This is a genomic window from Herbaspirillum sp. GCM10030257 (genome assembly GCF_042666555.1).
Taxonomy (GTDB): Bacteria; Pseudomonadota; Gammaproteobacteria; order Burkholderiales; family Burkholderiaceae_D; genus Noviherbaspirillum.
This window is the reverse complement of sequence record NZ_JBHTDH010000126.1, coordinates 1-804: the sequence shown is the minus strand read 5'-3', so window position 1 is coordinate 804 and position 804 is coordinate 1. Positions and strand designations below refer to the sequence as shown.

Genomic DNA, 804 nt, shown 5'->3' with positions numbered 1-804 from the left:
GCATTCGGGTATCTGCTCTCGAATGCCGGCCGCGCGCAATTGTCCACCCGAGACCTCGCCTGCCTCTCTTAGGCTCGGCGAGCGCTGAAGAGAACCATCGGTTCTCACCGCCTCCCGAGCCACCCCACCCGAAATTCGAATGACGTGCCAGCCTCTTTGGCTGGCATCCCACGTCTTTGTCAAATGACCGCATCCACACCATGCGGCATGGGGATCTATTGCCATGAAAATCGAACGCTACTTGTCACAGCATGACGCCGCCACCCTGAGCAGGCTGGCGGAGAACCTGTTACGCCTGCGTGACGTCAAGTTCAACCATGCAGAACGGATCATTGAACTGATCACGACCTCCATCCTGCTACCGGAGAACAGTCGGCGCGACGACTATGTCTCGCTGTACTCGACAGTGGTCTATCGCGCCATCGGCACATCGCAGCTGAACTCGATTGTTATTGTGTGTCCACAGGATGCAAGTGAAGCGCTGGCGAAGATTTCGCTTCTCGCACCATTGGCAATGGCCCTGCTCGGACGCGTCGTCGGCAGCGTCGTTGCCGTGACGCTGCCGTTCAACCAGGTCCAGTACATCGAGATTGTGGGCGTGCAAACAGGACATGACGAGACCTGCGTCCCTGCGCAGTTCAAGCGCGATGTCTCTGGCGTCACAGAGTCCAGACCTTAAGCCTGTTGGAGACGGATTGCTTCACTGCAAGTCAGATGAAGCGGCATCCGTCATGTGTGCCAGCCCGGCATAACGATGAAGGAGCCAGTCATGCGAGACGCAAACAACCATTGCAACAACGATGA

The 804-nt window shown here is 57.3% G+C and carries 1 protein-coding gene; it reads left to right on the top strand.

Features of this window, described 5'->3' with window-relative positions; all coding sequences use genetic code 11:
* The first annotated feature begins 223 nt into the window (after positions 1-223).
* Positions 224-679 carry a GreA/GreB family elongation factor gene (locus ACFQUU_RS29380; protein WP_382252181.1) on the top strand — a complete coding sequence of 152 codons (456 nt, stop codon included), beginning with the start codon at positions 224-226 and terminating at the stop codon, positions 677-679.
* Positions 680-804 lie beyond the last annotated feature (125 nt).

Bases quoted from the DNA above. Each gene is read 5' to 3' on its own strand.
- ACFQUU_RS29380 (WP_382252181.1), top strand. From the start codon at position 224: ATGAAAATCGAACGCTACTTGTCACAGCATGACGCCGCCACCCTGAGC.